Source organism: Duganella fentianensis (assembly GCF_009857835.1).
GTDB lineage: Bacteria > Pseudomonadota > Gammaproteobacteria > Burkholderiales > Burkholderiaceae_D > Rugamonas > Rugamonas fentianensis.
The window spans coordinates 231,283-257,459 of sequence record NZ_WWCL01000002.1 but is presented as its reverse complement, the minus strand read 5'-3'; the positions used below and the strand labels follow the sequence as shown (position 1 = coordinate 257,459).

Genomic DNA, 26,177 nt, shown 5'->3' with positions numbered 1-26,177 from the left:
GCTTGTTATTGCTTATTATTGTTTATGTAAGCGCTTCAAAATGGTGGCGGCGACTTCGCCATTGCACACCTTGCCCATGCGGGCATATTCTTCCGGCGTATCGATCTGCGCCTGTTTATCTTTGCCCTTGTCGAATTCATCGCGGATAAACGGGAACCACTTGCTGCTGATTTCGTGCTCCAGCGCCGACATGGCCGTACCCGATGGCGCATACAGCGGTCTGGCGTCGAAGCGCTTGTTCAGCGCATCGCGCACCACTTTTTCCACGCGCGCCAGATTATCCATATATGCCTGCAGGTGCCGCTGCTCATGCTCGAGTATCACCTGATAGCCGCAGGAACCGGGGGCGAACTCGTTGCTAACGTAAATCAGCACGGGCGAGTAGTTGAGTGACAGCTCCACCCGTGGCGCGATGCACTCGTAGCCGCTGGTCGCATCCTGCAAAATGGTGCCGCCCAGTTTGACCGCGTACTGGCCATTCGTTACCGTCAGGCCCAGCGTGGCCATGCCATTGGCGGCACTGCCGCTACGCGCGGTGAGCTGATTGAAGGGCAGCTGGTTGTTGATGGTATAGCCATTGCTGCGCGAGGACAGCACGGACACAGTCTTGGCGATAGTATCTTCGCAGCGTACCTGAAACGGCGTGCGGCCGGCAGCGCTATCCGTAGCCATTGCAGCCATGGCCGTCGCCGGCACACAGACGGCCATGGCAGCAGATAGTGCAGCCGCCGCAGCGCTGGCTGCCAGCTTGCTCCATGCCCGCAGCACGCGCAGTTTCATCAGAGTTTCCAGTCGCCCGCGCGCAGCTTGTCGAGCCAGAAGATGCCGATCACCGTCTTCACGTCGGTGATCGAACCATCACGCACGCCTTGCAGCAGTTCGTCGATGGTGGCCGTATAGGTTTCGAGGAATTCGCCTTCGTCCAGCTTCTGCTGGCCGGCTTTCAGGCCGCGCGCCAGATACAGGTCCAGATGCTCATCCGAATAGGCGATGGCATTATGGATGCGCGTGACGTACTGCCACTCGCTGGCCGTGTAGCCGGTTTCTTCTTCGAGTTCGCGCTTGGCGCTGGCCAGCGGGTCTTCGTTATGGTCGATTTTACCGGCGGGGAATTCGATGAATACCTGATGCAGCGGATAGCGGAACTGGCGCTCCATCAGCACCGTGCCATCATCGAGCAGCGGCAGGATCACCACCGCGCCCGGATGCAGCACGTATTCGCGCCTGGTATGCTGGCCGTCCGGCAGTTCGATAGTATCGCGCTGGATTTTGAGGAAATGGCCGTCGTAGACCAGTTCACCGTCGATACGGGTTTCTACCAGATGTTTGTCCATGCCTGCTCCACGTCGTTGAAGAACGATAGTGTATCAGTCGTGGCGCTTGCGCAGGTAACGCAGAATGAATCCGGGGAAAGCCAGCACGATGAACAGGCAGGCGGAGATGGCATAGAACTCCCACGTTTGCGGGAAGCGGTTGCCGAGGCGGCCTTCGAGAGCGAAGCCGATGACACCCACCGCAAAGAAGAGCACGACCATTTCGAACAGCCGCACGAACAGCGGCTTGCTCTCCCAGCGGCTGGGCACGAGCGCGAAGAGGCGCTCGTTGAAGAATGGCAGGTTGGCCGCCGCAATCGCGATGACGATGACCAACCAGCTTGCTACGGAAATGTCCATCAGGTGTTCAGGGTGATGGTCATGGCTTTCAGGCAGGCTGCCAGCAGCGGGCCTGGCAGTACACCCAGCAGCACGATAGCGATCGCGTTCAGGCTCAGAGCCACGCTCATGTCGGCCTTGACGACGATAGGCGACTCGTCGGCAGCTTCATCGAACCACATCACTTTCACTACGCGCAGGTAGTAGAACGCGCCGATCAGCGAGAACATCACAGCCAGTACGGTCAGCCAGATCTGGCCGGTGCCCAGCACGGCGGTCAGTACCGAGAACTTGGCAGCGAAGCCCATCATCGGTGGCACACCGGCCAGCGAGAACATCAGCGCCGACATGACGACAGCGAACCAGCCGTTACGCTTGCTCAGACCTTTCAGGTCGGCCAGATTTTCAGCTTCGAAACCGGAACGCGACAGCAGCATCAGCATGCCGAAGCTGCCGATGGTGGTCAGCACGTACGTGATCACGTAGTACATGGCAGCGCTGTAGGCAGCCGATGCACCGGTGCGGTCGGTGGTACCGGCTACGCCAGCCAGCAGACCCAGCAGAACGAAGCCCATCTGCGCAATGGTCGAGTAAGCCAGCATACGCTTCAGATTAGTCTGGGCGATCGCAGTGATGTTACCGATCGCCAGCGACAGCACGGCCAGGATCATCAGCATCTGCTGCCAGTCGAATGCCAGCGGCATCAGACCTTCCACCAGCAGGCGGATGCAGATCGCGAAGGTAGCGATTTTCGGTGCGCCGCCCAGCAGCAGGGTCACTGCCGTTGGCGAACCTTCGTACACGTCCGGTACCCACATATGGAATGGTACGGCGCCCAGTTTGAAGGCCAGACCAGCGACGAGGAATACCACGCCGAAGATCAGTACAGTCTTGTTCACGGTACCGCCAGCGACCATGGCCGAAACGCCACGGATGTCCAGCGTGCCGGTGGCGCCGTACAGCATCGAGATACCGTACAGCAGGAAGCCGGAAGCCAGCGCGCCCAGTACGAAGTACTTCATCGCAGCTTCAGTAGCTTTGTGGTTGTCACGGCGCAGAGCGACCAGTGCGTACAGCGACAGCGACATCAGCTCCACGCCCAGATATACGGACAGGAAGTTGGAACCGGAGATCATCACCATCTGGCCCAGCACGGTGAACAGGGCAAGCACGTAGAACTCGCCGCCCAGATTACCGCTCAGCATACCGCGGTCATCAGCGTACTGGCGCGAATACACGAGCGTCAGGCCTGCCGTCAGGTAGGTGAAGACCTTGAGCAGGTTAGCCATAGGGTCGGATACGAACATACCGTTGAAGGTGTAGACCGTGTGGCCGGTAACGAAGTCGTTGTAGCTCAGGACGCCGGCAACCAGCAGCGTCGCCAGCGACAGCAGATAGGTCAGCGAACGCTGTCCCTCTTTGAGGAACATGTCGATCAACAGGATCGCCGAGGCACCGATCAGCAACACCATTTCTGGGTACACCGGCACCATGTCGATAACAGCTTGTGGAATTGGAGTAGTCATTGTTTTGTTTCCGCTATCAGAACGGCAGCTTGCTCTTGGCGACGTGCGCCAGCAGGTCTGCAACCGAGGTTTGCATGGTGTCAGTGAATGGGGCTGGGTACAGGCCCATCGCCAGCACTGCAACAGCCAGGATGCCCAGCATGAAGAATTCACGACCGTTCACATCAACCAGTTCTGCTACGTGGTGGTTGGCTACTTTGCCGAAGATCACGCGCTTGGCCATCCACAGCGAGTAGGCAGCGCCGAAGATCAGCGCAGTTGCAGCCAGCAGACCGATAACGAAGTTGTACTGGGTAGCGCCGAGGATCACCATGAACTCGCCGACGAAGCCGGAAGTCGCTGGCAGGCCGCAGTTAGCCATCGAGAAGAAGATGAACAGGGCTGCGAACTTCGGCATCTTGTTGACCACACCACCGTAGTCGGCGATCTGGCGCGAGTGAGCCTGATCGTACAGCACACCGATACACAGGAACATGGCGCCCGAGATGAAGCCGTGCGAGATCATCTGCACGATAGCGCCCTGCACTGCCATTTCATTGAAGATGAAGAAGCCCAGCGTGACGAAGCCCATGTGGGCGATCGACGAGTAGGCCACCAGCTTTTTCATGTCTTTCTGTACCAGCGCCACCAGACCGATGTAGATCACGGCGATCAGCGACAGGGTGATGACGAAACCGGCCAGATATTTCGATGCGTCCGGGGTGATAGGCAGCGAGAAACGCAGGAAGCCGTAAGCACCGAGTTTCAGCATGATGGCAGCCAGCACGGCGGAACCGCCGGTAGGCGCTTCCACGTGCACGTCTGGCAGCCAGGTGTGCACCGGGAACATTGGTACTTTCACGGCGAAGGCCATGAAGAAGGCCAGGAAGATGAAGATCTGCTCTTTCATCGTCAGGGCAATCTTGTGCCACATCAGGATGTCGAAGCTACCGCCCGACACTTTGTACAGGTAGATGATGGCGACCAGCGTCAGCAGCGAACCGAAGAAGGTGTACAGGAAGAACTTGAACGAAGCGTACACGCGGTTTTCACCACCCCACACACCGATGATGATGTACATCGGGATCAGGGTCGCTTCGAAGAAGAAGTAGAACAGCAGGCCGTCCATGGCGGCGAACACGCCGATCATCAGACCCGACAGGATCAGGAAGGCGCCCATGTACTGGGCCACGCGCTTCTGGATCACCTGCCATGCCGAGATCACCACGATCACGGTGATGAAGGCGGTCAGCGGTACGAACCACAGCGACAGGCCGTCGATACCGAGCGAGTAGAAGATGTTGAAGCGTTCGATCCACGGCGAGCGCTCGACGAACTGCATGCCGTGCGCGGCGTTGTCAAAGTTGGTAATCAGCGGAATGGTGGCCGCGAAGCTCACCAGAGCGCCGATCAGCGAACCAACGCGCACCAGCGCGGCGTTGGTATCGCGACCGATGGCCAGCACGATCAGGCCGAAGATAATCGGGAGCCAGATCGCGAGGCTCAGGTACGGAGGTAAGGTAGATATAGTTGACTGCATCATGGTTATCTTTATCTCTTTGCGTATCAGCTAATTAAGCGTGCCAAAACGGCAGGAAGTAGATCAGGAACCCCAGAATGCCGAGGATCATGACAAACGCGTAGTGGTAGATATAACCAGTCTGCGCCAAACGGGTCAGCGTCGAGAACCAGCCCACCACTTTGGCGCTGCCGTTGACCAGCAGGCCGTCGATCAGGGTGCGGTCGCCCACAGTCCACAGACCATTGCCCAGCAGGCGTGCGCCGCCGGCGAACACGGTCTCGTTGAACTTGTCCATGTAGTACTTGTTCTCCAGCAGGGTGTGCAGGAACTTGAACTTCTCGTAGAACCAGGCAGGAACGCGCGGGTTGATCATGTAGCAGTAGTACGAGGTAGCCACACCGGAGATCGCCAGCCACAGAGGCAGCGAGGTCAGTGCGTGCATCGCCATGGCCACTGGGCCGTGGAACTCGTGTGCCAGTTCTTCCATCACAGGGTGGTTGGCACCGAAGGTGATCACGCCTTTGAAGAAATCGCCGTACAGCATAGGGCCGATGGCCAGATAGCCGATGATGACCGAAGGGATGGCCAGCATCGCCAGCGGGAACCACACAACGAATGGCGACTCGTGCGGTTTCTGGCCCGGAGCCAGACCGTGGTGCGCGTGGTCGTCGTGGTCATCGTGACCATGATCGTCATGGCCGTGGCCATCGTCATGTGCAGCGGCAGCAGCCGGAGCATGGGCGTGGTGGTCGTCGTGGTGAGCTTTGCCGAAGCGCTCTTCACCGTGGAACACCAGGAAGTACATACGGAACGAGTAGAACGCGGTCACGAACACGCCAGCCAGCACGGCGAAGTTAGCGAAGCCGGCGCCCCACAGGTGGCTCTCCCCTACTGCTTCGATGATCGAATCTTTCGAGTAGAAGCCGGAGAAGAACGGGGTACCGATCAGAGCCAGCGAACCCAGCAGCGAAGTGATCCAGGTGATAGGCATGTATTTACGCAGACCACCCATGTTGCGGATGTCCTGATCGTGGTGCATACCGATGATCACCGAACCGGCGCCGAGGAACAGCAGCGCTTTGAAGAAGGCGTGGGTCATCAGGTGGAACACGGCCACCGAGTAAGCCGATGCGCCCAGTGCCACGGTCATGTAGCCGAGCTGCGACAGGGTCGAGTAAGCGACCACGCGCTTGATGTCGTTCTGGATGATGCCGAGGAAGCCCATGAACAGCGCGGTAATCGAGCCGATCACGAGGATGAAGGACAGTGCCGTATCCGACAGTTCGAACAGTGGCGACATACGGGTCACCATGAAGATACCGGCGGTAACCATGGTCGCCGCGTGGATCAGTGCCGAAATCGGGGTCGGACCTTCCATCGAGTCTGGCAGCCAGACGTGCAGCGGGAACTGGGCCGATTTACCCATCGCGCCGATGAACAGGCAGATACAGGCCACGGTCAGCAGTGCCCAGTCGGTGCCCGGCAGGGTCAGCGCCGCCAGCTGCTGCTTCTTGTCAAACACTTCTTTGTAATCCATCGAACCGGCGTAAGCCAGCAGCAGACCGATACCGAGGATGAAGCCGAAGTCACCCACACGGTTGACCAGGAAGGCTTTCATGTTGGCCACGATGGCGGTCGGGCGGGTATACCAGAAGCCGATCAGCAGATACGACACCAGACCCACAGCTTCCCAGCCGAAGAACAGCTGCAGGAAGTTGTTGGACATAACCAGCATCAGCATCGAGAAGGTGAACAGCGAGATGTAGGCGAAGAAGCGGTTGTAGCCTTCATCTTCTGCCATGTAGCCGATGGTGTAGATGTGCACCATCAGCGACACGAAGGTCACTACGCACATCATCATCGCCGACAGCGCGTCGATCTGGAAGCCGACCACCAGTTTGATGGTGCCGACCGTCATCCAGTTGTACACGGTGCCGTTGTAGCTGGCACCGCCGATCACGTCGTTCAACGTCATCGCCGACAGGATGAATGCTACCAGCACGCCCAGAATGGTCGCCGTGTGCGAGACCTTGCGCCCCACCACGTTGCCGAAAAATTGTGTTCCTAACAGGCCGGCAATCGCGGAGCCGGCCAGCGGCGCCAGTGGTACGGCCAGTAGGAGATTAGGGTTAAGAGTAACCGCCATGATGAACCTTAATCGTTATTATTCGAAATTGAACTTAGCCACGAAGGATTAACCCTTCAAGCTATCCAGGTCTTCTACATTGATGGTGTCCAGATTACGGAACATCACCACCAGAATCGCGAGGCCGATTGCCGATTCGGCAGCGGCGACGGTCAGAATGAAGAACACGAAGATCTGCCCGGCCGCGTCACCCAGATAATGGGAGAACGCGATAAAGTTCATGTTCACTGCCAGCAGCATCAGTTCGATGGCCATCAGCAGGACGATGATATTTTTGCGATTGAGGAAAATACCGACGATCGAGATCGCGAACAGTATCGCGCCAAGAACGAGGTAGTGAGCCAGCGATAAAGTCATGGTGCCTCCTTAACTTCTGCTTCGGCCGCGCCGCGCGTGCTGACGGCATCGACTTTGACGATGCGCAGACGGTCGTTACGCTTGACGCGTACCGCTTCCGACGGGTCGAGATATTTGATGTCCTTGCGCTTGCGCAGGGTCAGCGCCACGGCAGCGATGATAGCCACCAGCAGCACTGCTGCAGCGACTTCGAAGCCGTAGATGTATTTGGTGTAGATCAGCAGGCCCAGTTCTTTGGTGCCGCCGATATTGCCGGCGTTAACCGGTTGCTGTTCCATCGCGTAGAACGAGCGCCACAGCACGGCAGCCATTTCCAGCACGATCAGCGCGCCGATGGCCGAGGCCAGCGGCAGATAGCTCCAGAAGCCCTGGCGCATCTTGTCGGTATCCAGATCGAGCATCATCACCACGAACAGGAACAGCACCATCACGGCGCCCACGTAGACGAGTACCAGCACGATGGCGAGGAACTCCGCTTCCAGCAGCATCCAGATGCCGGCTGCCGAGAAGAACGCCAGCACCAGGAACAGTGCTGCGTGCACCGGGTTGCGGGCCGTGATAACGCGCGTCGCAGCCAGAATCATGATGGCTGAGAAGGCGTAGAACAAAGCAGTTTTAAATTCCATAACTAACCCAAGAGACGTACATAATTGAGAATCACAGTCAAACAGCGACACTGAGATGCCGGCACAGGGCCGGCAACGATCAGCGGTAAGGAGCGTCGGCTGCGCGTGCTTCGGCGATCTCTGATTCGTAGCGATCACCAACTGCCAGCAGCATCTCTTTCGTGTAGTACAGATCGCCGCGTTTTTCGCCGTGGTATTCCAGTACATGCGTTTCAACGATGGAATCGACCGGGCAGGATTCTTCGCAGAAGCCGCAGAAGATGCACTTGGTCAGATCGATGTCGTAACGGGTGGTACGGCGCGAACCGTCAGCACGCTGTTCCGACTCGATGCTGATCGCCATCGCCGGGCACACTGCTTCGCACAGTTTGCAGGCGATGCAGCGCTCTTCACCGTTAGGATAACGACGCAGTGCATGCAGGCCACGGAAACGTGGCGACATCGGCGTCTTCTCTTCCGGGTACTGCACGGTGATTTTGCGCGAGAACATATACTTGCCCGTCAGCGCCATCCCTTTGATCAGTTCGGTCAGCATGAAGCTGCCGATGAAATCTTTTAAACGTTCCATATTCTCTAATCCTTACTTCCAGATATTCCAGGAGGTCTGCATCACGCCTGCCACCAGTACCAGATACACCAGCGTCAGAGGGATGAACACTTTCCAGCCCAGACGCATGATCTGGTCATAGCGGTAGCGTGGGAAGGTACCGCGCACCCAGATGAACACCGAGACCAGGAAGAAGACCTTAGCGAACAGCCAGAAGAAGCCACCGAAACCGCCCCAGAATTCGAGTGCAGCCAGCGGTGCCGACCAGCCACCGAGGAACATGATCGAAGCCAGCGTGGCGATCAGGATCATGTTGGCGTATTCGGCCAGCATGAACATGGCGTAGGCCATACCCGAGTATTCCACCATGTGACCTGCAACGATCTCCGACTCGCCTTCCACCACGTCGAACGGGTGACGGTTACATTCGGCCAGACCGGAAGTCAGGTACACCACGAACAGTGGCAGCAGTGGCAGCCAGTTCCACGACAGCAGATTCAGGCCTTGCGCCGCCATCATGCCGCGCTGCTGGCTGGCGACGATTTCGCCGAAGTTCAGCGAACCGGACACCATCAGAATCACTACCAGTACGAAGCCCATCGGGATTTCGTAGGAAATCATCTGTGCCGAAGCACGCATCGCGCCGAGGAAGGAGTACTTCGAGTTCGAAGCCCAGCCGGCGATGATGATGCCGTACACTTCCATCGAGGTGATCGCCATCAGCAGCAGCAGACCGGCGTTCACATTGGCCAGTACCGCTTCAGGACCGAAAGGCACCACCGACCATGCGGCCAGTGCCGGCATGATGGTCATGATAGGACCGATCACGAACAGACCAGGGTTAGCCTTGGCCGGGGTGATGATCTCTTTGAACAGCAGTTTCAGCGCGTCGGCGATAGGCTGCAGCAGACCGGCAGGACCGACACGGTTAGGACCCACACGGATCTGGATCCAGCCGATAAACTTACGTTCCCACAGGGTCAGGTAAGCCACCAGACCCATCAGCGGCAGCAGTACCACCACGATACGGATCATGGCCCAGATCAGCGGCCATGCCGGGGCCAGCACACTGTTGGCGCCCATGGCATTAATAGTCGTTACGAATTCAGGCAGAGCCATTATTTACCCTCTCCTGCTTTTTCAACAGTGATAGAACCGAACATGCTACCCAGCGCAGCGGTCGATGCATGGGCTGCAGCGACGCGCACGGTGCGGGCTGGCAGCGCTGCGTCGATGGCAGCAAGCAGCGTGGCGTTACCGGCACCCTGGGTCACTTTCACCAGATCGCCAGCAGCCACACCCAGTTGCTGGGCCAGCGCTGCCGACAGATGCGCTTTCGGCGCAGCCGCGTCGGCGGTCTGTTGCAGCGACTCGGCACGGCGCACGATGGCGTCGGCGAAGTAGATCGGTACATCGGCGATACGCTCGGTGCCACCGTTGCCGATTTGCGCGGCCACTGGAGCAGCGGCGCTGCGGTTGTTCAGCTTGGACGTTACGTCGGTCACACCGGCGCCCAGCACTTCGTCGCGGATGGCTTCCGAAGTTTCATACTCGAAGCCCGACAGGCCGAGGATGTTACCCAGAACGCGCAGCACTTTCCATGCAGGGCGGGTTTCCAGCAGCGGCTTGACGGTGCCGTTGAAGCTCTGTGCACGGCCTTCGCAGTTGACGAAGGTGCCCGAAGTTTCACTGAATGGCGACACTGGCAGCAGCACGTCGGCGTATTCCATGCCGTGCTTGTACGGCGACATGACCACCACCATGTCGGCGTTCTGCAGTGCGCTGGCAGCCACTTGCGGGTTGTGCGCGTCGAACGCTGGTTCGGCGTTGAGCAGCAGGTAAGCTTTTTTCTGTTCGCTGAATGCGGGTGCCGAGGCGCTGTTGGCGTTAGCGATGTAAGCGCCAACAGTATTAGCAGCTTCGGTCAGGTAGCCGAACTTGGCGCCGGTCTGCTCAGCGATCCACTGGGCGGCAGCGTGCAGCGCGCCGGCCTGTGGGTGCTGGGCAGCAGCGTTACCGAGGAATACACCACGGCTCAGTGCAGCGTCGCCCGACAGCAGCGAAGCAGCGATGGCCGTCGCAGCGGCATCAGCCTGTACGCCTTCGAAGCCTGCCGGAGCGGCCACGCCTTTGGCGGCAGCCACAGCGACTACGACTTGCGACAGTGCTGCCAGCCAGTCCGACGGTGCAGCGATCATCTTGTTAGCGACGTTCATCAGCAGGTCGTCGTCGGTTGCGTGCAGGATGGACAGCTTGGCGCCGCCCTTCACTGCCAGACGCAGACGCGTAGCCAGTTGCGGATGATCTTTACGCAGGAAGGAACCGATCACGAAAGCGCGGTTCAGCTGGCCGAAGTCGGCAATCGACATACCGAGCCAAGGTGCAACGCCCTGCAGCGACACGTCCGCGTTACGCAGACGGGTGTCAACACTGTCCGAACCCATGGCGCGGGTCAGTTTCTGCAGCAGGTGCAGTTCTTCCAGCGTCGAGTGCGGCGTAGCCAGCGAAGCCAGCGACTGTGCGCCGTGTTCGTGACGGATGTTTTTCAGGCCGTGCGCCACGTATTCGAGCGCGGTCTGCCAGTCGACTTCTTTCCACTCGTTGCCCTGCTTGAGCATAGGCTGGGTCAGACGGTCGGCGCTGTCCAGACCTTCGTAGGAGAAGCGGTCTTTATCGGAGATCCAGCATTCGTTGACGGCGTCGTTTTCCAGCGGCAGCACGCGCTTGACCTTGCCGGCTTTCACCTGAACGATCAGGTTGGCGCCGAGGCCGTCGTGTGGCGATACCGATTTACGACGCGACAGTTCCCACGAACGGGCACTGTAACGGAATGGCTTGGAGGTCAGTGCGCCTACCGGGCACAGGTCGATCATATTGCCCGACATTTCCGAGGTCACGGTCTGACCGACGAAAGCGGTAATTTCGGAATGTTCGCCGCGGCCGATCATGCCCAGTTCCATCACGCCGGCCACTTCCTGACCGAAACGTACGCAACGGGTGCACTGGATGCAGCGCGACATCTCCTGCATGGACACCAGCGGGCCGCCGTCTTTCGGCGCCACCACGCGCTTGTCTTCTTCGTAGCGCGAAGTGGTCTTGCCGTAACCTACGGCCAGATCCTGCAGCTGGCATTCGCCGCCCTGATCGCAGATCGGGCAGTCCAGCGGGTGGTTAATCAGCAGGAACTCCATCACCGACTTCTGAGCCTGTACGGCCTTGTCGGAAGCAGAGCGCACAATCATGCCGGCCGCAACGGGCGTAGCGCATGCTGGCAAAGGCTTAGGCGCCTTCTCTACTTCGACGAGGCACATACGGCAGTTCGCAGCGATCGACAATTTCTTGTGATAGCAGAAGTGCGGAATGTAGGTTCCCAGTTTGTTGGCGGCGTCCATCACCATGCTACCAGCAGGGACTTCGACTTTTTTGCCGTCTATTTCGATTTCAACCATGGTGATCGTTACCTGACGCAGCTTAAATGTAAGCGGGCACTAAGCAGTGCTTGTGCTCGACGTGATATTCAAATTCTTCGCGGAATTGCTTGATGAACGCGCGCATAGGCATTGCTGCCGCATCACCCAGAGCGCAGATAGTGCGGCCCTGAATGTTGTCGCAGATCGAGTTCAGCACATCCAGATCCGAAGGACGACCCTGACCGTTTTCGATCCGGTGGATCATACGGTACATCCAGCCCGTACCTTCACGGCATGGGGTGCACTGACCGCACGATTCTTCGAAGTAGAAATAAGCCAGACGTTCCATCGCCTTGACCATGCAACGCGTTTCGTCCATGACGATGACAGCGCCCGAACCCAGCATCGAACCCGCTTTGGAGATCGAATCGTAATCGAGGTCGGTGTTCATCATCACTTCGCCGCGGATCACCGGAGCGGACGAACCACCCGGGATAACGGCTTTGATCTTTTTACCGCCGCGCATACCGCCTGCCAGTTCCAGCAGTTTGGCAAACGGCGTACCCAGTGGTACTTCGTAGTTGCCCGGCAGCTCAACGTCGCCCGAGATCGAGAAGATCTTGGAACCGCCGTTGTTAGGGCGACCCATGCCCAGATATTTTTCCGGCCCCATATTCAGGATGAACGGAACGGCAGCAAAGGTCTCGGTGTTGTTAATCGTGGTTGGCTTGCCATACAGGCCGAACGACGCAGGGAAAGGCGGCTTGAAGCGCGGCTGGCCTTTTTTGCCTTCCAGCGATTCCAGCAGCGCGGTTTCTTCGCCGCAGATGTAAGCGCCATAACCATGGTGTGCGTGCAGCTGGAAGCTGAAATCGCTGCCCATGATCTTGTCACCCAGGAAGCCGGCCGCGCGGGCTTCTTCCAGCGCATCTTCGAACAGGCTGTACACCTCGAAGATTTCACCGTGGATGTAGTTGTAGCCGACCGTGATGCCCATCGCGTAAGCGCCGATGGCCATGCCTTCGATCAGTGCATGGGGGTTGTAGCGCAGAATGTCGCGGTCTTTGAACGTACCCGGTTCGCCTTCGTCCGAGTTGCAGACGAGGTATTTCTGGCCAGGGAACTGGCGTGGCATGAAGCTCCACTTCAGGCCGGTCGGGAAGCCTGCACCACCACGGCCGCGCAGCGACGACGCTTTCAGGTCGGCGATGATCTGCTCGGGGGTGATTTTCTCTTCCAGAATGCGGCGCAGCGCGCTGTAACCACCGCGCTTGACGTAGTCTTCCAGATGCCAGTTCTTGCCGTCCAGACCGGCGAGAATGACAGGGTCGATGTGACGGTTATGCAGGGAGGTCATTTCTTCAGCTCCTCCACCAGTGCGTCGATTTTCTCATTGCTCATTTTGCTGCACATGCGGTGATTGTTCACCAGCAGCACCGGTGCGTCGCCGCAGGCGCCCATGCACTCGCCCTCGATCAGGGTGAACTCGCCATCTTCCGTGGTACCACGGTAGTCGATGCCCAGCTTGTCCTTGAGGTGCTCGCCGGCGCGTACACCGCCCGACAGTGCGCAAGGCAGGTTGGTGCACACGGTGATCTTGTGCTTGCCGACCGGCTTGAGGTTGTACATATTGTAGAAAGTGGCCACTTCCTGCACGGCGATGGCCGGCATGCGGATGTAGTCAGCCAGTTCCTGCATGACTTCCGGCGAAACCCAGCCCAGTTCCACTTGCGCGTGGGCCAGCGCAGCCATCACGGCCGATTGACGCTGGTCGTCTGGATATTTAGCCAGTTCGCGGTCGATTTTTTTATAACACTGCTCAGATAACAACATACTTTTCTGCCTCTCGGACTTAGCGGTCAATACTGCCGAACACGATATCTTGCGTACCAATGATGGTCACGGCGTCGGCGATCATGTGGCCACGCGCCATTTCATCGAGCGACTGCAAGTGCGCGTAGTCAGGTGCGCGCAGCTTCATGCGGTACGGCTTGTTGGCGCCATCGGAAACCAGATAGATGCCGAATTCGCCCTTCGGATGTTCCACCGCGCTGTACACCTCGCCCGGCGGGACGTGGAAGCCTTCGGTAAACAGCTTGAAGTGGTGAATCAGCGATTCCATATTGGTCTTCATGTCGACGCGGCCCGGAGGCGCAACCTTGCGGTTGTCAGTCATGACAGGACCCGGATTATTACGCAGCCACTCCACGCACTGTTTGATGATGCGGTTGGACTGACGCAGTTCTTCCACGCGCACCAGATAGCGGTCGTAGCAATCGCCGTTGGTGCCGACTGGAATATCGAAGTCCATCAGATCGTAGACTTCGTAAGGCTGGTGCTTGCGCAAGTCCCAGGCCACGCCCGAACCGCGCAGCATGGCGCCCGTGAAGCCCATGGCTTTCGCATCTTCCGGCGAGACCACGCCGATGCCGACGGTACGCTGTTTCCAGATACGGTTGTCGGTCAGCAGGGTTTCGTATTCGTCCACATAGGTCGGGAAACGACGGGTGAAGTCTTCGATGAAGTCCAGCAGCGAACCCTGACGGTTTTCGTTGAGCTTGCTGATCGCCTTGGCCGAACGGATGATCGACGGACGGTGCTGTGGCATCGCATCGGGCAGGTCGCGGTACACGCCACCGGGACGATAGTAGGCTGCGTGCATACGCGCGCCGGACACGGCTTCGTAGCAGTCGAACAGATCTTCACGGTCGCGGAAGCAGTACAGGAACGGACCCATCGCACCGACGTCGAGCGCGTGCGCGCCCAGCCACATCAGGTGGTTCAGGATACGGGTGATTTCGTCGAACATCACGCGGATGTACTGTGCGCGCAGTGGCACTTCCACGCCCAGCAGTTTTTCGATGGCCATTACATAGGCGTGCTCGTTGCACATCATCGAAACGTAGTCCAGACGGTCCATATAAGGCACGGACTGCAGGAAGGTCTTCTGCTCGGCCAGCTTCTCGGTGCCGCGGTGCAGCAGGCCGATGTGCGGGTCGGCGCGCTGGATCACTTCGCCGTCCAGTTCCAGCACCAGACGCAGCACGCCGTGCGCTGCCGGGTGCTGCGGACCAAAGTTCAGGGTGTAATTTTTAATCTCTGCCATGTGTCACTTCCCGTAATTTTCTTCGCGGATCACGCGTGGCACGTTTTCACGTGGCTCGATGGTGACCGGCTGGTAGATCACGCGCTTCTGTTCCGGGTCGTAGCGCATTTCGACATAGCCCGATACGGGGAAGTCTTTGCGGAACGGGTGGCCGATGAAGCCGTAGTCGGTCAGGATGCGGCGCAGGTCGTTGTGGCCTTCGAACAGGATGCCCATGACGTCGAACGCTTCGCGCTCGTACCAGTTGGCAGCGCGCCACAGCGGCACGATGGAAGCCAGCACTGGCATATCGTCGTCCGGTGCGAACACGCGCACGCGCACGCGCCAGTTGTGCTTGACGGACAGCAGATGGGTCACGGCGGCGAAACGCAGACCGTCCCAGGCGCCGTCGCCGTAGGTCGAGTAGTCCACGCCGCACAGGTCGATCATGGTGTCGAAGCCCAGCGTCGCATCGTCGCGCAGGGTCTGCATCACGCCATAGTAGTCGGCCGCAGCCACTACCAGCGTAATCTCACCCAGTGCAACGGTGGTAGTAACGCGATCGCCCAGGGCAGTGCCGAGGGCGTTTTGCAGTTGTTCTAAATGTGTAGTCATATTAGCGTGCGATCGTGTTGGTACGCTTGATCTTGTTTTGCAGCTGCATGATGCCATACAGCAGCGCCTCAGCCGTAGGCGGGCAGCCCGGCACGTAGACGTCTACCGGCACGATGCGGTCGCAACCGCGCACCACAGAGTAGGAGTAGTGATAGTAGCCGCCGCCGTTTGCGCAGGAGCCCATCGAGATCACCCAGCGCGGCTCTGGCATCTGGTCGTAGACCTTGCGCAGTGCGGGGGCCATCTTGTTGCACAGCGTGCCGGCCACGATCATCACGTCGGACTGACGTGGCGAAGGACGGAACACAACGCCGAAGCGGTCCATATCGTAACGGGCCGCGCCCACATGCATCATTTCAACCGCGCAGCAGGCCAGACCGAACGTCATCGGGAACATGGAACCCGTACGCGCCCAGTTGATCAGCTTGTCGGCCGAGGTGGTGATGAAACCTTCGTTTAATACGCCTTCAATAGCCATGGCTTATTCCCAATCAAGGGCACCTTTCTTCCAGATATACCAAAAACCGACAACGAATTCAGCAATGAACACCATCATCGTGACGAAGCCGCCCCAGCCCAGTTCGCGCATGGATACGCCCCATGGGAAGAAGAATGCCGTTTCCAGGTCGAACAAAATAAACAGAATTGCGATCAGGTAGTAGCGCACGTCGAACTTCATGCGCGCATCTTCGAATGCTTCGAAACCGCACTCGTAAGGAGAAAGTTTAGCCGCATCTGGGCGTTTAGGGCCGAGCAGATGGCCGAGAACTTGCGGGAGTATGCCTACGCCGAGACCGACGAGGATGAACAGCAGGACGGGGAGATAATTTTCGAGGTTCACGATTGATGAGCTTATGTTGAACGGTCAGTTAAAAGGGCCCACTGCGATGTTTTGCGGTGCGCTTAACGTTCGCCCCAATCGTATAACTACTTAGACCAGGATCGAACGACACATCCTCGTAAAAAAGCCAGCCTAGGGTCACTTCGGTGCTCCTTATGCTGGCCTTGAATTTCTGGTGCCGACGACGAGACTCGAACTCGTACAGCTTTCGCCACTACCCCCTCAAGATAGCGTGTCTACCAATTTCACCACGTCGGCGTTAGGCCATTATTCTAACGCTTTTTCACAATCTTGTTAATGCGAATTGCGTTAAAACAAGACGAAAAACGATAAATATTTGCTGAGATACCTATTGAATTGTTTTTTTCGAGCAGAGAAACCCGCAACTGCCAAAATATTCAGCAGCCGGCTTATCAGGCCGGCAATGTCACAACTTATAACTTACGTCAGGCTTACTTCGGAATCGAAGCAGCCGGGCCGCTGGCGGCCGGTGCAGCAGGTGCCGTTGCAGGCGCAGCTGCTGGCGCGGTCGGAATTGCTGCCGTGCCGGTGACTGGTGCAGCCGGTGCCGGTGCTGCAGGCGCTGCCTTGTCCATCACACCGCCGCTGACGGTATCGCCGCGCTGGGTCGAGATATACGACAGCGCGAGGGTGGCGCTGAAGAAGATCGCGGCCGCGATGCCGGTCGATTTGGACATGAAGTTCGACGAGCCGGTGGCACCGAACAGGCTGCCCGAAGCGCCCGAACCGAAGGCGGCGCCCATGTCGGCACCCTTACCATGCTGCAGCAGCACCAGACCGATGATGGCGATGGCCGACAGAACCTGAACTACGATAACCAGATTGAACAAAGTGTTCATGCTATTCCATTCAAAAATAAAAATGTTTTTACTGCTATTTACTGCCTTACTGCTAATTCGTCGCAGCTAATACCTTGCATACGGCGGTTTAAACGGCCTGGATAATGCCGAGGAAATCCGCTGCTTTCAAAGCTGCACCGCCTATCAGGCCACCATCAATATCGGGCTGGGCCATCAGCTCCTTGGCGTTTTCCGGCTTCATGCTGCCGCCATACAGTATCTGCATGCTGGCCGCCGCTACTGCATCCCTGGCTGCCAGTTGTGCACGCAGCAGCGCATGCGCTTCCTGCGCAATCTGCGGTGTTGCAGTTTTGCCCGTGCCGATGGCCCAGACTGGCTCATAAGCCACCACAATCTTGATCAGCTCGCTGTTTTCCAGCACATCCAGCACGGCTTGCAGCTGGGCGCCGATCACGGCGGCCGTTTGCCCCGCTTCGCGCTGCTCCAGCGTTTCACCCACACACACCACCGGCGTCAGACCGGCGGCCAGTGCGGCACGGGCCTTCTGCGCCACCAGCTCATTGCTTTCATGGTGGTAGGCACGACGCTCCGAGTGACCGCACAGCACATAGCGGCAACCGAAGTCCACCAGCATGGCCGCGGCCACTTCGCCCGTGTAGGCGCCGCTGGCGTGCACGGAGAGGTCTTGCGCACCCCACGCTACCGCACTGCCCTGCAGCTGGGTTTCACATTGGGCCAGATAGGGTGCTGGTACGCATACTGCGCAGTCAGCACCGAAATCGTTCAGACCGGCCAGAATACCGGACAGCAGTGTGGAGTTGGCGGCACGGTTGCCGTTCATCTTCCAGTTGCCAATGACAAGTTTGCGTCGCATAGTAGCCTAAAATTCAATAACCCGTTATTTTAACGCGTTGCCGGAATACCGGTCAAACCACGGGCTGGCAGCGTGCCGCGATTGCCACACCGAGATTGCCTAGATTACCTGCAGCATGATCTTGCCCACATGCTGGCTGCTCTCCATCAAAGCGTGCGCTGCAGCGGCCTGCTCCAGCGGGAAAACTTCGTAGATTACCGGTTGCAGCTTACGTGTAGCCAACAGCGGCCAGACCTTTTCCAGCAGCTGGCGCGCAATCGCGCCCTTGAAAGCTGGCGAACGGGGGCGCAGGGTCGAACCGCTGATAGTCAGACGACGACGCAGCACCTGCCCCAGATCCACCGTGGCCTTGGCACCGCCCAGCGTGGCGATCAGACCGATACGGCCATCGTCGGCCAGACAGTCGATTTCGCGCGGCAGGTAGTCGCCGCCTACCATGTCGAGGATCACGTCCACACCACGGCCATCGGTGAGCGTCTTGACCACCGCAGCAAAGTCTTCGCTGCGGTAGTTGATGCCGCGCTCGGCGCCCAGTTTTACGCAGGCGGCCACCTTGTCGTCGCTGCCGGCAGTGGCAAACACGCGATGACCAAGCGCACTGGCCAACTGGATGGCCGTCACGCCGATGCCGGAACTGCCACCCTGCACCAGCAGGGTTTCACCTTGCGCCAGCCGCGCGCGGTCCCACACATTGCTCCATACCGTGAAATAGTTCTCGGGGATGGTGGCCGCTTCCAGCATGCTCCAGCCCTTGGGCACGGGCAGCACCTGCTCGATGGGCGCCACTACGTACTCGGCATAGCCGCCGCCCTGCACCAGCGCGCACACAGCATCGCCTAGATCAAATGTGGTGTAGTCCAGATCGCCATCGACGATCTCGCCCGCCACTTCCAGCCCCGGCAGATCGGAGGCGCCAGCCGGCGGGTTGTACAAGCCTTTACGCTGCAGCACGTCGGGCCGGTTGATGCCTGCCGCATGCACTTTGATCAGCACTTCGCCGGCACCGGCCACGGGCATAGGCCGCTCGCACAGCTGCAGCACCTCGGCCGCACCGGGCTGAACTATCTGTATCGCGCGCATCGCACCCTCTCCTATCAAGCTTGGTCAAACGGCAATTGTACGCCAGCGTCGCTCTGGACGCAGTGCGCACCACAAACAGAAATGAGAGCCAAGATGCTAATGAGATCAATTCCTATTTACATTCGCATTAAGTCTGCTTATACTCTTCGCCAACCTTTATTTCCGTCCCACCTACTTTTTCGAGACGACTATTTTGAACAAGCCGAAAGCCCAACACCCGCACAGCATCCGCATGGAACAGGATAGCGCCCTGCGCAGCATGCAGAAAACCAGCCTGGCCATGGGCCTATCCACCGCCATGCTGCTGCCGCTGGCCGCTGTGGCGCAGACCGCCAACACCGACAAGACCGTCGACATGCGCGAAGTGCTGGTACTGGGCAAGCGCCTCGACCCGAATCCCAATGCCGAAGCAGGCACGCCTTACAAGGCCAAGACTTCGGCCGACAGCCGCCATACCCGTCCGCTGGCCGAAACCCCGCAGACCATTTCCGTGGTCACCAAGGCCGCCATCGACGACTCCGGCCTGACCGACCTGAAACAGATCCTGGCCGCCCAGCCGGGCATCACGCTGGGTACGGGCGAAAACGGTAATGCCTTTGGCGACCGCTACATCATCCGCGGTCAGGAAGCCCGCAGCGACGTGTTTGTCGACGGTCTGCGCGACCCCGGCATGAGCACGCGCGAAAGCTTCGCCGTCGAACAGATCGAAATTTCCAAAGGCCCGAATTCGAGCTTTGCCGGTCGCGGCACGGCTGGCGGCGCAGTCAACGCCATCACCAAACAGGCCACGCTGGATCACGACTTCACCCGCTTCTCGGCTGGCGTGGGCAGCGATTCGCAGCGCCGCATCACCTCGGACGTGAACCGTGGCTACGGCGAGAACTTCGCCGTGCGCGCCAACATCCTGTGGGGGGAAGAAGACGTGCCGGGTCGCGCGCCATCGAGCCGCAGCCGCAGCGGTCTGGCCCTGTCCGGCCTGTGGGAAGCAACCGACAACTTCAGCCTGACCACCGACTACTACGGCCTGCGCACCAAGGACCACATGCCCGATCTGGGCGGCTATCTGGTCGGCACCGTGCCTAACCGCGTACCGGCCAACAATGTTCCGGTGTACGCCCAGACCAGCGACTTCCTGCAATCCGATGTCGATACCCTGACCGCGCGCATCAACTGGAAAATCGCACCGCAACTCAAGCTGACCAGCCTGACCCGCTACGGCAAGTCCAGCAACGCCTATGTCACCACGGGCGCCAATGCCGGCACCCGCTACAACGGCAGCACCAGCGTGCCCTTCACCGCAGCGGCGCTGGATGGCGGCCACACGGGCTGGCAGGAAGTCGATTACTTCGCACACCAGAGCAATCTGCGCTGGGACAAGGAACTGGCCGGCCTGAAACACGAATTCATCTTCGGCGCCGAATACACCGACCACAAAGTCCTGTCCGGCACCTACCAGATCACCAACACGGGCGCCTACAACTGCCGCACCGCCAGCAATGGCGCTGCGCCAGTCGGCCCGCTGAATGCCTATTGCCTCAGCGACGCCTACGGCCAGAACTACGCCAGCCTGAACACGCTGGCCGGCCGCAGCGCCACCCGTCTGGGCTGGAATCAGGACTGGCATGTCAAGACCGTGGCGCTGACGGCCATGGACACGGTAGACCTGACGGACAAACTGAGCGCCTTCGGCGGTATCCGCGCCGACTACTTCGACCTGAATCTGGTCCGCCGCAACAACACCACCGGCGTGATCACGGGCGACTATGCCTACAACGATACGCTGGTCAACGGCCACTTCGGCCTGAGCTACAAAGTGGCCAAGGATGCCATCATCTACGCTAGCGTAGCCAGTGCGCAGGACATCAACGGCGGCGAAGCCGATTCGGGCACCAGCAGCGGCTACGGCGGCGCCGTGCTGTACGACGGCAAGATCGCTGGCGCCAAGCCGGAAACCTCGATCAACTACGAACTGGGTACCAAATGGGATCTGTTCGACCACAAGCTGCTGGCCACCGCCGCCCTGTTCCAGACCACCAAGAAGGACGTGATGGAAGGCGCCAACTACGACACGGTAGGCACCTTCAACACGGGTAAAAACCGTGTGCGCGGTCTGGAAGTCGGCCTCGCCGGTAACTTCACCGAGCGCCTGTCGGGCCAGATCGGCGGCAGCATCATGCAGTCGGAAGTACTGGGTTCGGCCACGGCCACGAATATCGGCAAGCCGCTGTCCAACTTCGCCAAGAAGTCCTTCTCGGCCCAGCTGAAATTCCAGCAGACCGATGCCCTCAGCTATGGCGCCGTAGCGCGCCACGAGAGCGACCGTTGCGGCGGCCAGCCTGATACGGCAGCCGGCTACACCAACGGCGTATGCGCCCAGCCAGTACCGGCCTTCACCGTGTACGACGTGTTTGCCGCCTACCGCTTCAGCCGCCGCTTCGACCTGCGCCTGAATGTGCTCAACGTCGGCAACAAGGACTACTACACGGCCGTGTACCGCTCCGGCGCCTTCCTGTACAAGGGTGACGCCCGCGCCGTACGCCTGACCGTGAACTACGAACTGTAATCGAGGTCAAGTCGCTGTAAAGCTTACCCCATGCCGGATACCCCATCCGGCATTTTTTTTACTGCTAGCGCTTTGCGGCCACAAGCTTTTCACGGCAAACCCACGTAAGATGAATACTCTGCCTGAGCTGCCTTCCCTGCCCTAGCCTGAATCCGCCATGCCTGCATCCATGCCACTGAACCACATTCCGCCGGAAATCCGCTGCGCGCTCGACTACGAAACACTGGCGCCGCAATTCATCGCCGCGCCCACGCTGGCGTATATCGCCGGCGGCAGCGGCCATGACCAGACGGTAGCGGCCAACCGCGCCGCCTATGCACGCTGGGCCATCACGCCGCGCCTGCTGCGCGACGTCAGCGCAGGCCACACGGCCATCACGCTGGCTGGCATAGCCATGGCCCATCCGCTGATGCTGGGGCCTGTGGCCTTCCATAATCTGGTGCACCCCGGTGGCGAACATGAAACCGTACGCGGTGCAGCGGCGCTGGACTGCCCCATCATCGCCAGCACCCAGTCCTCCTGCACACTCGAACAGCTGGCCCGGAGCGCCGGCCCGCAGCGCTGGTTCCAGATGTATCTGCAGCCGCAGCGTGCCGATACGCTGGACCTGCTGCGCCGTGCCGAAGCCGCCGGTTACAGCGCCATCGTGCTGACGCTGGACGCACCGATACAGGTCGCCAGCCTGCGCACGCTGGCGGCGCAATTCCAGCTGCCGGCACACTGCGTTCCCGTCAATCTGGCAGGCTATACGCCGGCGCAGGAAAGCGCCGTGGCACCAGGCGCCAGCCGCATCCTGCAAGGGGTAATGGCGGCAGCACCGAACTGGGACGAATTGCGCTGGCTGCTCACGCAAACCCGCTTGCCCGTCTGGGCCAAGGGCGTGATGCATGGCGACGATGCGCTGGCATTGCAAGCTGCCGGCGTGGCCGGCATCATCGTTTCCAACCACGGCGGCCGCAGCCTCGATGGCGCGCCTGCCACGCTGGACGTACTGCCTGCCATCCGCGCTGCCGTGGGCAAGGACCTGCCCATCGTCTTCGACGGCGGCGTGCGCTCGGGCGCCGATGTCTTCAAAGCGCTGGCACTGGGCGCGAATGCCGTGGCCATAGGCCGCTTGCAGCTGTATGCGCTGGCCGTGGCCGGTGCACTGGGCGTGGCCCACATGCTCAAGCTGCTGCGCGAAGAGCTGGAAATCTGCATGGCCCTCGCCGGCTGTGCCCATATCGATCACATCCGGGCTACGGCCCTGTTCCATCAGCGAGAGCACCATGTTAATCACGATTGAAAATGTACTGAGCAAAGACGAAGTCCGCCAGTTCCGCGGCTGGCTGGCACAGGCCAGCTGGCAGGATGGCACCCTGACAGGCGGCACTCTGGCGCGCCACGTCAAACAGAATCTGCAACTGCAGGACAACGCCGAACCGGCCCAGAGTCTGGGCCAGCACATCCTGCGTGCCCTGGCAGGCCAGCCGCTGTTCGTTTCCGCCGCCCTGCCGCGCAAGATCTTTCCGCCCAAATTCAACTGCTATCAGGATGGCGGCACCTACGGCACCCATGTCGATAGCGCCGTGATGCAACTGCCCGGCAATCAGGGCAGCGTGCGCAGCGACCTGTCGGCCACGCTGTTCCTGTCCGAGCCCCATGAGTACGAAGGCGGCGTGCTGGAAGTGGAAAGTGAATTCGGCGTGCAGTCGGTTAAACTGGCAGCGGGCGATATGGTGCTCTACCCTTCGTCCAGCCTGCACCGCGTCACCCCTGTCACGGCGGGCGCCCGGCTGGCCTCGTTCTTCTGGATCGAGAGCATGGTGGCCGATGAAGGCGAACGTAGCCTGCTGTTCGATCTGGACCGCACCGTGCAGAATCTGTCGCAATCCCTGCCGCCTGACCATCATGAACTGGTCAGGCTGACGGGCATCTATCATAATCTGCTGCGGCGCTGGGCTCAGACCTGAACCGCCTTATTTTGAAAGGAATCATGATGAAACGTTCTTACTCCCGTCTGGCGCAATTTGCGCTGCCTGTGCTGCTGGCCGTATGCGCCGCCAGCGCCAGCGCGCACGGCAATGTGGTGTGCACCAAAGCGCCCAAATCGGAATGGAAATCGCACGAAGAACTGCAGAAGAAACTGGTAGCCGAAGGCTGGGTGATCCGCCGCATGGAAGCCACCAACTCCTGCTACGAAGTCTACGCCAAGGACCCGAAAGGCAAGCGCGTGGAAGCCTTCTTCGATCCCGTGACTTTCGCCCGTGTCGAAGAATAAGCCACTGACGATCTGGGATCTGCCACTGCGGCTGCTGCACTGGTCACTGGTGCTATGCGTGGCCGCCGCCTGGCTGACCAGCAGCGATACCGGCCCCCAGCATGAATACTGGGGCTATGGTGCGGCCGCCATCGTGGCCTGCCGCTTCCTGTGGGGCTATACGGGCAATTACTACGCCCGCTTCAGCCAGTTTGTGCGCAATGGCGGCGATACCCTGCACTACCTGCGTCAGGTCATCGGCGGCACGGCGCCGCGCTACCTCGGCCATAATCCGCTGGGCGGCTGGATGGTGCTGGCCCTGCTACTGTGCGTAGCCCTGCTGGGCATCACGGGCTGGGCCCTGAATACGGATCTGCTGTGGGGGTATGCCTGGCCGGTGCGCGTGCATCAGGCGCTGGGCTGGACGCTGCTAGGGCTGATCGCCCTGCATCTGGGCGGCGTGCTGTTCACCAGCTGGCAGCACCGCGAGAATCTGGTAGCCGCCATGCTCAGCGGCCGCAAGGACGCTGACGACCACCCTGGCTGAATCGGTAGCGGCGCACACGCCGCCACCCGCCCGCACTAGCTACCGCCAGTCCGGGAACGCTGCGGCAGCGGCGTATTCGGCTTCCATGCCGCCGATAATGCCTGCCCTTCTTCCAGCTGCTCCGCCGTCATGTTCTTGACCACGGCCGAACGCTGCTCGGCCGCATTGACCGAGCCATAGGCTGCTGCCAGATTCCACAGCATGTAGGCGATCACATTATCCTGCGGCAGTCCGGCCGTGTGATAGCGGTACATCAGGCCCAGCGCCTGCAGCGCTTCCGCGTGGCCCTGCTCGGCCGCCTTGCGGAACCAGGCCACGGCCTGCTTGTGATCCTGTATCACGGCATTACCCGTGTAGTACATGGCGCCCACCACATATTGCGCATCGGCCTTGCCCTGCAGGGCTGCCTTGCGGTGCCAATCGAGCGCCTGCTTGTAATCCTGTGTGACGCCGCGGCCCATGTAATACATCAGGCCCAGCAAATGCTGGGCATCGGCATTGCCGGCCTTGGCCAGTGGCGTGACTTCTTTCAGCGCCACAGTATAATTTTTAGCGTTGTAGGCAGTCGCGCCTTCTGCGAAGCCGGCTTGCGCCAGCTGCGGCAGACTGAAGGCCAGGCCTAGTGCCAGTATGATTTTTTTCATATCCCCGGTGGTCCTGTCGATTACTTCCAGCTGACTTTACCCAAACCATCCACACTCACATTACGGTTCATCGGTTTGCCGTACACCGTGACCGAACCCAGCCCGCTCAGGCTCAGGGTAGCGTTGTTGCGCGCGTTGACGGTGGCATTCCCGAGACCACTGAGGTCTACATTCACATTTTCAGCCTGCAGCTGCTGGGCATTCAGTCCACCCAGCCCGCCCAGCGAAGCTTTCAGCATCTTGCTGCGCCCACCCAGCGTGATATAGCCGGCGCCGCGCAGATCGAGATCGACGTTCTCGTTCTCGCTCACCCACAGATTCATGCTGCCCACGCCACCCAGATCAGCCTTCAGATTCTTGTAGTCGCAATTGACTTTCATGCTGCCGGCGCCATCGAGCGTCAGTTCCAGTTCCTCGCCGCTAAAGCCGCTGATATCGGTAGTGCCTACGCCTTCGGACACCACTTCGCGCAGCATGGGCAGGGTCAGTTCGGCGCGCACCATATTGCGGCCTATCTTGATGCCGCGCCCTTCCGTTTCCAGATGCAGGGTATCGCCCGTGGTGGAAGAGGTAGTCTTATCGAGGTAGCGCTTCTCGCCGATGATGATCAGCCCCGGTGCCGCACCCTGACGCACCTTGAGGTCGATCACGCCATCAAGCTTGACGCGCACCACGCGGGCATCGATGGCCACCACGCGCTTCTCGACGGGGTCTTCGGCGGCAAAGGCCGAGTTCCACAGTGCGCTACAGGTGGCCAGCAGCAGGCCGAACTGGAAAAACTTATTCATAACGATATCCTCACTGGTGTATCCCATCCGCACTGGGGGCGGCGTCGCACAATTCTAGCAGCCCTGCCGATGGCGGCGGGCGTCATGCAATCAGGCGTTGGCACTCAGGCGATGGCCTTTCACCACAACCACCTGCATGCTAGCCTGGCTCACCTGGGCGACCGGTGCCAGTTCGGCGGCTTTCTGGGCAGCGCTGCTGGTGTAAGCGAAGGTACCCAGTACCATGGTGGCAGCGAGGAAGATCACTTCCATGTTTTTTGCGATGTTCATTTTGCTCTCCTTAAAATCGTTGCGGTATGTGAGCACTATAGACAT

The 26,177-nt window shown here is 59.7% G+C and carries 28 protein-coding genes and 1 tRNA gene; 5 read left to right on the top strand and 24 right to left on the bottom strand.

What is annotated here, in order from left to right; translation table 11 throughout:
• Positions 1-15 precede the first annotated feature (15 nt).
• From GTP23_RS09030 to GTP23_RS08930, 21 genes are all read right to left on the bottom strand, one after another.
• Entirely contained in the window at positions 16-780 is a 765-nt protein-coding gene (locus GTP23_RS09030) for a hypothetical protein (protein ID WP_229256018.1), read from the bottom strand.
• Complete coding sequence (locus GTP23_RS09025) at positions 780-1,334, bottom strand: NUDIX domain-containing protein (protein ID WP_161034879.1); 555 nt, start codon at positions 1,332-1,334, stop codon at positions 780-782. Before GTP23_RS09025 ends, GTP23_RS09030 begins: the two co-directional genes overlap by 1 nt.
• Before the next feature lie 33 nt (positions 1,335-1,367).
• Positions 1,368-1,673 carry a DUF2818 family protein gene (locus tag GTP23_RS09020; RefSeq protein WP_161034878.1) on the bottom strand — a complete coding sequence of 102 codons (306 nt, stop codon included), beginning with the start codon at positions 1,671-1,673 and terminating at the stop codon, positions 1,368-1,370.
• Positions 1,673-3,178 carry an NADH-quinone oxidoreductase subunit NuoN gene (gene nuoN, locus GTP23_RS09015; RefSeq protein WP_155434992.1) on the bottom strand — a complete coding sequence of 502 codons (1,506 nt, stop codon included), beginning with the start codon at positions 3,176-3,178 and terminating at the stop codon, positions 1,673-1,675. The genes GTP23_RS09020 and nuoN overlap by 1 nt, the downstream gene beginning before the upstream one ends.
• Before the next feature lie 16 nt (positions 3,179-3,194).
• The gene (locus tag GTP23_RS09010) at positions 3,195-4,700 is read right to left on the bottom strand and encodes an NADH-quinone oxidoreductase subunit M (RefSeq protein WP_161034877.1); all 1,506 of its coding nucleotides are present in this window, start codon (positions 4,698-4,700) and stop codon (positions 3,195-3,197) included.
• Between the two features lie 31 nt (positions 4,701-4,731).
• On the bottom strand, positions 4,732-6,825 hold the full coding sequence (gene nuoL / locus GTP23_RS09005; protein WP_161034876.1) for an NADH-quinone oxidoreductase subunit L: 2,094 nt from the start codon (positions 6,823-6,825) through the stop codon (positions 4,732-4,734).
• Between the two features lie 48 nt (positions 6,826-6,873).
• Positions 6,874-7,182, bottom strand: coding sequence for an NADH-quinone oxidoreductase subunit NuoK (gene nuoK, locus GTP23_RS09000; protein ID WP_008450334.1), 309 nt, complete (start codon positions 7,180-7,182; stop codon positions 6,874-6,876).
• Positions 7,179-7,808, bottom strand: coding sequence for an NADH-quinone oxidoreductase subunit J (locus GTP23_RS08995; protein WP_161034875.1), 630 nt, complete (start codon positions 7,806-7,808; stop codon positions 7,179-7,181). The genes nuoK and GTP23_RS08995 overlap by 4 nt, the downstream gene beginning before the upstream one ends.
• Before the next feature lie 79 nt (positions 7,809-7,887).
• The gene (gene nuoI / locus GTP23_RS08990; protein ID WP_155434988.1) at positions 7,888-8,376 is read right to left on the bottom strand and encodes an NADH-quinone oxidoreductase subunit NuoI; all 489 of its coding nucleotides are present in this window, start codon (positions 8,374-8,376) and stop codon (positions 7,888-7,890) included.
• 12 nt (positions 8,377-8,388) lie between these two features.
• Positions 8,389-9,474 carry an NADH-quinone oxidoreductase subunit NuoH gene (nuoH, locus tag GTP23_RS08985; RefSeq protein ID WP_161034874.1) on the bottom strand — a complete coding sequence of 362 codons (1,086 nt, stop codon included), beginning with the start codon at positions 9,472-9,474 and terminating at the stop codon, positions 8,389-8,391.
• Positions 9,474-11,804, bottom strand: a complete 2,331-nt coding sequence (gene nuoG, locus GTP23_RS08980; protein ID WP_161034873.1) for an NADH-quinone oxidoreductase subunit NuoG — start codon at positions 11,802-11,804, stop codon at positions 9,474-9,476. The genes nuoH and nuoG overlap by 1 nt, the downstream gene beginning before the upstream one ends.
• Before the next feature lie 22 nt (positions 11,805-11,826).
• Positions 11,827-13,122, bottom strand: a complete 1,296-nt coding sequence (nuoF, locus tag GTP23_RS08975; protein WP_161034872.1) for an NADH-quinone oxidoreductase subunit NuoF — start codon at positions 13,120-13,122, stop codon at positions 11,827-11,829.
• Positions 13,119-13,598 (bottom strand): NADH-quinone oxidoreductase subunit NuoE, encoded by a 480-nt coding sequence (gene nuoE / locus GTP23_RS08970; protein WP_155434984.1) that lies wholly within the window; start codon positions 13,596-13,598, stop codon positions 13,119-13,121. Before nuoE ends, nuoF begins: the two co-directional genes overlap by 4 nt.
• A gap of 19 nt (positions 13,599-13,617) precedes the next feature.
• Positions 13,618-14,871, bottom strand: coding sequence for an NADH-quinone oxidoreductase subunit D (locus tag GTP23_RS08965; protein WP_155434983.1), 1,254 nt, complete (start codon positions 14,869-14,871; stop codon positions 13,618-13,620).
• 3 nt (positions 14,872-14,874) lie between these two features.
• Complete coding sequence (locus tag GTP23_RS08960) at positions 14,875-15,465, bottom strand: NADH-quinone oxidoreductase subunit C (protein WP_161034871.1); 591 nt, start codon at positions 15,463-15,465, stop codon at positions 14,875-14,877.
• 1 nt (position 15,466) lies between these two features.
• Positions 15,467-15,943 carry a NuoB/complex I 20 kDa subunit family protein gene (locus tag GTP23_RS08955; RefSeq protein ID WP_008450353.1) on the bottom strand — a complete coding sequence of 159 codons (477 nt, stop codon included), beginning with the start codon at positions 15,941-15,943 and terminating at the stop codon, positions 15,467-15,469.
• Between the two features lie 3 nt (positions 15,944-15,946).
• Positions 15,947-16,306: an NADH-quinone oxidoreductase subunit A gene (locus GTP23_RS08950; RefSeq protein WP_161034870.1), complete on the bottom strand. Its 360-nt coding sequence runs from the start codon at positions 16,304-16,306 to the stop codon at positions 15,947-15,949.
• Positions 16,307-16,479: 173 nt separating this feature from the next.
• Positions 16,480-16,564: transfer RNA gene (locus GTP23_RS08945), tRNA-Leu, on the bottom strand.
• 194 nt (positions 16,565-16,758) lie between these two features.
• Positions 16,759-17,166, bottom strand: coding sequence for a preprotein translocase subunit SecG (gene secG, locus GTP23_RS08940; protein ID WP_161034869.1), 408 nt, complete (start codon positions 17,164-17,166; stop codon positions 16,759-16,761).
• A gap of 88 nt (positions 17,167-17,254) precedes the next feature.
• On the bottom strand, positions 17,255-18,001 hold the full coding sequence (gene tpiA, locus GTP23_RS08935) for a triose-phosphate isomerase (protein WP_161034868.1): 747 nt from the start codon (positions 17,999-18,001) through the stop codon (positions 17,255-17,257).
• A 99-nt stretch (positions 18,002-18,100) separates the two neighbouring features.
• Complete coding sequence (locus GTP23_RS08930) at positions 18,101-19,081, bottom strand: NAD(P)H-quinone oxidoreductase (RefSeq protein WP_161034867.1); 981 nt, start codon at positions 19,079-19,081, stop codon at positions 18,101-18,103.
• 193 nt (positions 19,082-19,274) lie between these two features.
• On the opposite strand from GTP23_RS08930, the gene GTP23_RS08925 reads away from it, so the two are divergent.
• The 5 genes from GTP23_RS08925 to GTP23_RS08905 all read left to right on the top strand — a co-directional run bounded on the left by GTP23_RS08925 (position 19,275) and on the right by GTP23_RS08905 (position 24,430).
• The gene (locus tag GTP23_RS08925) at positions 19,275-21,644 is read left to right on the top strand and encodes a TonB-dependent receptor (RefSeq protein ID WP_229256017.1); all 2,370 of its coding nucleotides are present in this window, start codon (positions 19,275-19,277) and stop codon (positions 21,642-21,644) included.
• Between the two features lie 157 nt (positions 21,645-21,801).
• Complete coding sequence (locus GTP23_RS08920) at positions 21,802-22,929, top strand: alpha-hydroxy acid oxidase (protein ID WP_161034866.1); 1,128 nt, start codon at positions 21,802-21,804, stop codon at positions 22,927-22,929.
• Positions 22,913-23,596, top strand: coding sequence for a Fe2+-dependent dioxygenase (locus tag GTP23_RS08915; RefSeq protein WP_161034865.1), 684 nt, complete (start codon positions 22,913-22,915; stop codon positions 23,594-23,596). Before GTP23_RS08920 ends, GTP23_RS08915 begins: the two co-directional genes overlap by 17 nt.
• 23 nt (positions 23,597-23,619) lie before the next feature.
• The gene (locus tag GTP23_RS08910) at positions 23,620-23,904 is read left to right on the top strand and encodes a PepSY domain-containing protein (protein ID WP_229256016.1); all 285 of its coding nucleotides are present in this window, start codon (positions 23,620-23,622) and stop codon (positions 23,902-23,904) included.
• The gene (locus GTP23_RS08905) at positions 23,891-24,430 is read left to right on the top strand and encodes a cytochrome b/b6 domain-containing protein (RefSeq protein WP_371866869.1); all 540 of its coding nucleotides are present in this window, start codon (positions 23,891-23,893) and stop codon (positions 24,428-24,430) included. Before GTP23_RS08910 ends, GTP23_RS08905 begins: the two co-directional genes overlap by 14 nt.
• A 35-nt stretch (positions 24,431-24,465) precedes the next feature.
• Here GTP23_RS08905 and GTP23_RS08900 read toward each other — a convergent pair whose 3' ends face one another.
• The 3 genes from GTP23_RS08900 to GTP23_RS08890 all read right to left on the bottom strand — a co-directional run bounded on the left by GTP23_RS08900 (position 24,466) and on the right by GTP23_RS08890 (position 26,132).
• Entirely contained in the window at positions 24,466-25,074 is a 609-nt protein-coding gene (locus GTP23_RS08900; protein WP_161034864.1) for a tetratricopeptide repeat protein, read from the bottom strand.
• Between the two features lie 20 nt (positions 25,075-25,094).
• Entirely contained in the window at positions 25,095-25,862 is a 768-nt protein-coding gene (locus GTP23_RS08895; RefSeq protein WP_161034863.1) for a GIN domain-containing protein, read from the bottom strand.
• 90 nt (positions 25,863-25,952) lie between these two features.
• Positions 25,953-26,132, bottom strand: a complete 180-nt coding sequence (locus tag GTP23_RS08890) for a hypothetical protein (RefSeq protein WP_161034862.1) — start codon at positions 26,130-26,132, stop codon at positions 25,953-25,955.
• Positions 26,133-26,177 lie beyond the last annotated feature (45 nt).